8 protein-coding genes are annotated in these 6,139 nt (G+C 64.7%); 6 read left to right on the top strand and 2 right to left on the bottom strand.

Going from position 1 to position 6,139, the window contains the following annotated elements; translation table 11 throughout:
* Nucleotides 1–65: 65 nt before the first annotated feature.
* From IVB32_RS07465 to IVB32_RS07455, 3 genes are all read left to right on the top strand, one after another.
* Nucleotides 66–1,412 carry a 3-deoxy-D-manno-octulosonic acid transferase gene (locus IVB32_RS07465; protein ID WP_018453450.1) on the top strand — a complete coding sequence of 449 codons (1,347 nt, stop codon included), beginning with the start codon at nucleotides 66–68 and terminating at the stop codon, nucleotides 1,410–1,412.
* Nucleotides 1,405–2,421 carry a tetraacyldisaccharide 4'-kinase gene (gene lpxK / locus IVB32_RS07460; protein ID WP_018453451.1) on the top strand — a complete coding sequence of 339 codons (1,017 nt, stop codon included), beginning with the start codon at nucleotides 1,405–1,407 and terminating at the stop codon, nucleotides 2,419–2,421. The genes IVB32_RS07465 and lpxK overlap by 8 nt, the downstream gene beginning before the upstream one ends.
* 246 nt (nucleotides 2,422–2,667) lie before the next feature.
* Nucleotides 2,668–3,003 carry a GYD domain-containing protein gene (locus IVB32_RS07455; RefSeq protein ID WP_007596925.1) on the top strand — a complete coding sequence of 112 codons (336 nt, stop codon included), beginning with the start codon at nucleotides 2,668–2,670 and terminating at the stop codon, nucleotides 3,001–3,003.
* A gap of 327 nt (nucleotides 3,004–3,330) precedes the next feature.
* On the opposite strand, the gene IVB32_RS07450 is transcribed toward IVB32_RS07455, so the two are convergent.
* Nucleotides 3,331–3,525, bottom strand: coding sequence for a hypothetical protein (locus IVB32_RS07450; protein ID WP_083926320.1), 195 nt, complete (start codon nucleotides 3,523–3,525; stop codon nucleotides 3,331–3,333).
* Between the two features lie 492 nt (nucleotides 3,526–4,017).
* Here IVB32_RS07450 and IVB32_RS07445 point away from each other — a divergent pair, with 492 nt between their 5' ends.
* Nucleotides 4,018–4,323, top strand: a complete 306-nt coding sequence (locus IVB32_RS07445) for a hypothetical protein (RefSeq protein WP_018453454.1) — start codon at nucleotides 4,018–4,020, stop codon at nucleotides 4,321–4,323.
* A gap of 16 nt (nucleotides 4,324–4,339) precedes the next feature.
* On the opposite strand, the gene IVB32_RS07440 is transcribed toward IVB32_RS07445, so the two are convergent.
* Nucleotides 4,340–4,567, bottom strand: coding sequence for a DUF2093 domain-containing protein (locus tag IVB32_RS07440; RefSeq protein WP_007596922.1), 228 nt, complete (start codon nucleotides 4,565–4,567; stop codon nucleotides 4,340–4,342).
* Nucleotides 4,568–4,742: 175 nt separating this feature from the next.
* Between IVB32_RS07440 and IVB32_RS07435 the strand changes: the two genes are divergently transcribed.
* Both IVB32_RS07435 and IVB32_RS07430 read left to right on the top strand, forming a co-directional pair.
* Nucleotides 4,743–5,567 carry a dienelactone hydrolase family protein gene (locus IVB32_RS07435; protein ID WP_018453455.1) on the top strand — a complete coding sequence of 275 codons (825 nt, stop codon included), beginning with the start codon at nucleotides 4,743–4,745 and terminating at the stop codon, nucleotides 5,565–5,567.
* Between the two features lie 259 nt (nucleotides 5,568–5,826).
* Entirely contained in the window at nucleotides 5,827–5,997 is a 171-nt protein-coding gene (locus tag IVB32_RS07430; protein WP_198293346.1) for a hypothetical protein, read from the top strand.
* Nucleotides 5,998–6,139 lie beyond the last annotated feature (142 nt).

Below are 6,139 nucleotides of genomic sequence, written 5' to 3'. Positions count from 1 at the left end.
AGCCACCATGGAAGCGCTGCGGCTCGAGCTGGAGGAGACCTTGAACGAGGCGACCCGCCGCGCCTATGCGCAACTCGGCCGGCCGGGACCTGCAGATGCCTAAATCGCTACCGGGCTCGCTGCCGTTGACGCTGCGGATGTACCGGCGCCTGGCGCGCGGCCTGGTGCCGCTCGCGCCTGTGCTGATCAAGCGGCGCCTGAAGCAGGGCAAGGAAGATCCCGCGCGCGTCGGCGAACGGCGGGGCCTGTCCCGGGACGTGCGACCGCACGGTCCGCTGGTCTGGATTCACGGCGCCAGCGTCGGCGAGGTCCTCGCCGCGGCGGCCCTGATCGAGCGCTTGCGCGATCTGAACCTGCGCATTCTGCTCACCTCGGGCACCGTCACGTCGGCTGCTATTGTCGCAAAGCGCTTTCCGCCCGACGTCATCCATCAATACGTGCCGTATGATTCCCCGCGCTACGTCGCGCGCTTCCTCGACCATTGGAAGCCGTCGCTGGCGCTGTTCATCGAATCCGATCTCTGGCCGAACCTGATCCTGGCAGGCGCTGCGCGTCGCGTGCCGATGGTGCTGATCAACGGGCGGATGTCGCCGCGCTCCTTCCCGCGCTGGCGCCGCATGCAGGGCACCATCTCGGCGCTGCTGTCGCGTTTCGACATTTGTCTGGCGCAGTCGAAGACCGATGCCGAGCGCTTCTCGGCGCTCGGCGGCCGGGACGTCGTCACCACGGGCAATCTCAAGCTCGACGTGCCGGCGCCGCCGGCCGATCCTGCCAAGCTCGAACGGCTGATGGCGATGACGCGCGGGCGTCCGATCATCGTCGCGGCCTCGACCCATCCGGGCGAGGAGGAGATGCTGGTGGCGGCGCATCGCAGCCTCAGCGGTTTCTTCCCGCAGCTCCTGACCGTGATCGTGCCGCGCCATCCGGATCGCGGCTCCTCGATCACAGGCCTGATCACGGCGTCCGGCCTGAAGCCGGCTCTGCGCTCGCGCGACGAGCTGCCGACGGCGACCACCGACGTTTATATCGCCGACACCATGGGCGAGCTCGGCCTGTTCTATCGCCTCTCGGACATCGTGTTCATGGGCGGATCGCTGATCCGCCATGGTGGCCAGAATCCGATCGAAGCGATCAAGCTCGGCGCGGCCATCGTCCATGGTCCGCACGTCTTCAATTTCGCCGACGTCTACGAGGCGCTCGATCACAGCGGCGGTGCGCGCCAGGCCGACACGCAGGAGCTGCTGATCAAGCAGCTCGGCCAGCTGCTCGCCGATCCTGCCGTGCGTCACAAGATCCAGCAATCGGGCGCCGGCGTGGTCGAGGATCTCGGCGGCGCGCTCAACCGCACCATGACCGCGCTCGAGCCTTATCTTCTGCAGTTGCGGATCGAGATGGGGGCCGCCAATGCGTGAGCCGGCCTTCTGGTACCGGCCACGTTCGCTCGAATCGTACGCATTGGGGCCGCTGGGTGCGCTCTACGGCGCGATCACCGAACGGCGGATGCTGCGCGCGGGCGTCGACGCCGGCATCCCCGTGATCTGCGTCGGCAACTACCATGTCGGCGGCGCCGGCAAGACGCCGACCGTGCTGGCGCTGACGAAGCTCCTGCGCGAGCTCGGCGAGACGCCGGTGGTGCTCAGCCGCGGCTATGGCGGTAGCCTCAGGGGCCCGGTAATGGTCGACCGCATGCGTCACACCGCGTCCGACGTCGGCGACGAGCCGCTGATGATGGCGCGCGACGTTCCCGTCACGGTCGCGCGCGACCGTCTCGACGGCGTCGTGCTGGCGAAGTCGCAAGGCGCCACCGTGATCCTGATGGACGACGGTTTCCAGAACCCGCGTCTTCTCAAGGACACCTCGCTGATCGTGATCGACAGTGAGCGCGGCCTCGGCAATGGCAAGGTGTTTCCGGCCGGTCCGCTGCGTGCGCCGCTGAAGGCGCAGCTCGCGCGCACCGACGCGCTGGTCGTGATCGGCGGCGGCCGCGCCGCCGACGATGTCGCGGCCGAGCTAGCCAGGCGCAACAAGCCGGAACTGCGCGCGCGGCTGAAACCCGACGCCGAGGCGGTCGCAAGACTGTTGGGCAAGCCGGTGTTCGCGTTCGCCGGCATCGGCGATCCCGAACGGTTCTTCCGTACGTTGCGCGCCCGCGGCATCGACCTCGCGCGCACGCGCGCCTTTGCCGATCATCACATGTTCTCGAACGAGGAGATCGCAGCCATCGCTGCGGAGGCGGGGCGCGAGCAGCAAACATTGGTAACGACGGAAAAGGATCTTGCTCGCCTGCACGGCCGTGAAGGCGTGCCGGATGACATCGTGCCTTTCGCGGTGCAGCTCGAGTTCGATGACCCGGTTGCGCTTCGGCAATTGATCAGCGATCATCTCTACAAGGCGCGCGAGCGGCGGTTTTCCAGGCGATGATCTCGTAAGGTGGGCGAGATCTGATCGGGACGACATGTCGCACTGATGAATTTCCTTCCGCACGTTCGGGAGTTGATGTAGCCTCGCATGAGAGCCGTCACCGGGACGTGCCGAACTCCCGGAAATCATCGACGGCGTTTATGCCCACGGCGGGCAGTACCTTCATCATTTCAGATGCAGCGGCCGTAACGACGAGTTCGGAACGGCAGGGAAAGTCATTGCCAAAAACCCAGAGGAGAACATGCCATGCATTTTTGCCTCACCGGACAATACACACCCCGCGCTCTCAATGCCATTTTGGAGAACCCCAAGACCGATCGTCAGGAGGCGGCAAGAAAACTCATCGAAGCGGCCGGCGGAAAGCTGATTTCGATGTTCAGCGTTGCGGCCGACGGCCCAGGCGTGTTGGTGATTTTCGATGTGCCTGATCCGGGTGCGGCTCCGGCCATCTCCGGCCTGACCGTCACGGCGGGCACCCTGCAGAACGTGAAACTGACGCGGCTGTTCACGCAGGACGAGATCAAGCAGGTCCGCCAGAACGCGGCGAAGCTGCGTTCTTCGTATACTCCGCCCGGAAGCTGACATCCGGATCTAAAGCGAAGCCGCCGCAGTCGAAGGAAGCGGCGGCAACGCTCACCTCACAGCAAGAAGCACGTCTGCAACCGAGGCAAGGCGAAGGCCTTCCAGCCTGCGTTGACGAACCATGCTGTCCGGTGCGTGCTGCGTCCGCGGCGTTCAGCAGTCAATCATGCTCACCACGCCCCAACGGCCATCAATCCGATAATGGTCAGGCACGAGACGCAGGCCACCATGGCGGTATAGTACTCGGGTGTATTCATTGCTGCCTCCCAAACTGTTGCCAACTGCTTGGTCACTGCTACGGGGAGAGATCGCCGGTCTCGGGCCGCTTCAATTCGGCGCGCGGCGACCGGTCTTGCGTTGTGCGTCCGTCCTCTCATCGTCACCCTGATCCGGATGATGATGCGCGTCGAGAGCTTCAAAGCGTTCAGCTGCGATCAGAAGCTGTTTCCGCATTTCAGCGAGGCGGGCGCGGCAATATTCACGATAGAGCAGGTCTAATATGGTGGGCATGATCACCCCCATCGTTGATTTTCGATTACAGATATTCCACCGCAAATTTTCGAGGTGATCGTAGCCCGACAGATGGCTCTTCGATATGAGCCCGTTCACAGACTGCGCCAATTCCAGAGCTCAGTGGCCGCTTGGCTGACTTGATTGTCTGTGCGATAAAAAGAGCAGGGCCAGTTACCTAAGATGAAGCATAGCGGCGCTTTGTTTCACCAAGACTTCGTCAAACAACCTAAGAGCGCCAATCGCAACAAAGAATCCAACCACAACGCGAAATAACTAACCATGGAGTGCAAGCACTCTTCGATGCAACGCGGATTGGCATAACGGAAATCATCTCGGCTGTGAGAGCAGCATTTCTGATGCGTCCGAACATGCCTCGTGAAAAAGCTGCACCGCTCGTGCTATGCCGGCAGGGCAGCTGCGCTTTGCCCATCGACAGCAGCCTGCCATTCAGGCGCCATTCATCGCAAGCTCCTATCGTTTTCAGACGCTCAGGAGAATGCGATGAAGTTGCCGTCCGCCGCCGTTGCCGCCAGTCTTGTGGGTCTGATCATTGCGCCGGTGTTTGCACAGACGGCACCGCCGGCGGCGTCCACCGCCACAGTGCCGGTCCCCGCGACCAAGCGCGTGACGTGTCTTTCCACGACGGCAAGCCTGAAGGGACAGGACAAGCGCGACCAGATGCAGCTCTGCATGGCGCAGGCGCGGCTCGATTGCCTGAAGCAGGCGATCGATCAGAAGATCGTCGGCGAGACCAGGAAGAGTTTCATCAAGACCTGCGTGGGCGCGGATGGCGCGGAGCAGCGATAGACGCGCGGCTGCGGCCTCACGCCTGCGGCTTGGGCGCGCCCGGGTAATGCCGCTCGAGCACGGCGGCGGGCGTGGCGTAGGCTTCCTGCAGGTCCACGCTCCAGTATTTCAACTCGTCGAGCGGAATGCGCGTATCGGTGATCGCGCAGCGCACGAAGGTCCCCGGCGAGATCACGCGGAAATCGCCGTCGAGATACTGCACCTGCGCTTCGCCATGGCCCGAAGGGCCGAACTTGTTCAGCACGGTCGAAAGTCTCCGTGGAAGGCCGCTCCGGGATCACCTGGGAGGGCACGATGTGTTGGACGGGATGTAGCACAGATAGGGTGGCTTGTCCGCCCGGTAAACCCACCGGTTTGTGATGTTTTGGCGGCGTTTCCGCATGATAGTGCTTGAGCGAAGGATCCAACGGCAAAGTTCGATGCGCCTTCCGTTCACCGCCCTGTTCCTGACCTTCCTGCTCTCGGCCGCGCACGGCTCGCCGGCACCGCAGCCGGTCGAGATTCCGCTGGCGTCCGGCGTGCTGCATGCGCAGCTCTACAAGCCCGAGGGCACCGGGCCGTTTCCGACCGTGATCGCGCTCCACGGCTGCGGCGGCCTCGGTGGCCATTCCGATTCCGTCCTGCCGCGCTATCGCGAATGGGCCGAGCGGCTGCTCAAATCCGGCAACGCCGTGCTGCTCCCTGACAGCTACGGCTCGCGCGAGCTCGGGCCGCAATGCCGCGTCAAGGAGATCCACGTCAAGGCGCGGCGCGAACGCGTCACCGATATCGCGGCGTCGCGCGCCTGGCTGATGAAGCAGAGCTGGGTTGCGCGCGACCGTGTCAGCCTGATGGGCTGGGCCAACGGCGCCAGCGCGCTGCTCTGGGCCGTGCGTCCGCAAAACCTTGCGCGCGAGACGGGTCCGGATTTCCGCGCCGCGATCGCGTTCTATCCGGACTGCAGGATTTCCGCCGGCCTCGGGTGGAGCACACGGGTGCCGACGCTGGTGCTGATCGGCGGCAATGACGACGTCTCGTCGCCGCCGGCCTGCCGCCAGATGGTCGAGGGCGCGCATGGCCGCAGCGCGCTCGCGCGCATCGTGGTCTATCCCGGCGCCTATCACGACTTCGACCGCGCCAACACGCCGCTGCACGCAGCGAGCGGCAGCACCGACGCCGCCGCGCCCGAGCACGGCCATCTCGGCACCGATGCGGCAGCGCGCGCGGAGTCGCAGAAGGAAGTGGCGGAGTGGCTGGCGCGGTGATGGCAGTGCCGTAGCCCGGATGAGCGTAGCGATATCCGGGTAGGCCTGTCCCGCATGTCGCTGCGCTCATGCGGGCTACATGTGGCGAGCGGGCTCGCCGCGCCGTAGCTCGTGAGAAGCGAAGGCGGGGCCGCCGAAGGGAACAACAGCGGACAGCCCCGCATCGACCACCGCCCTGCACGGAAAATGGCCGACCGTGACTCTACGGATCGCGCGCCGTTGTGGTTTCAGCCCGTGACGACGCCATCATTCGACCACGATGTCGATTAAACGCAATCCCATGCGCAACCGCTTCGTCCTGTTCTCCTCCGCCCTGATCGTCTTCACCGTCGCGGTCTTCCTGTTTGAAGCCCATGCCGGCGCGCCGCAACGCGCGCCGGAACATTGCGGCTTCTGGACCACGATCGACGCGGGATTGTCCTGCCGCTGAGACGCGCAGTCTTGTAGCCCGGATGAGCGTAGCGATATCCGGGGCCGCTACTCCCGCATGTCGCTACGCTCATGCGGGCTACGACAGCGAGTTCGTGACACGCGTCCCACACACTCACTGTCATCGCCCGGCTTGACCGGGC

The organism is Bradyrhizobium sp. 23 (genome assembly GCF_023073295.1).
In the GTDB taxonomy this organism is placed as follows: domain Bacteria; phylum Pseudomonadota; class Alphaproteobacteria; order Rhizobiales; family Xanthobacteraceae; genus Bradyrhizobium; species Bradyrhizobium canariense_D.
Note: the sequence above shows the minus strand (reverse complement) of the source record. Positions and strands in the feature narration are given on the sequence as shown.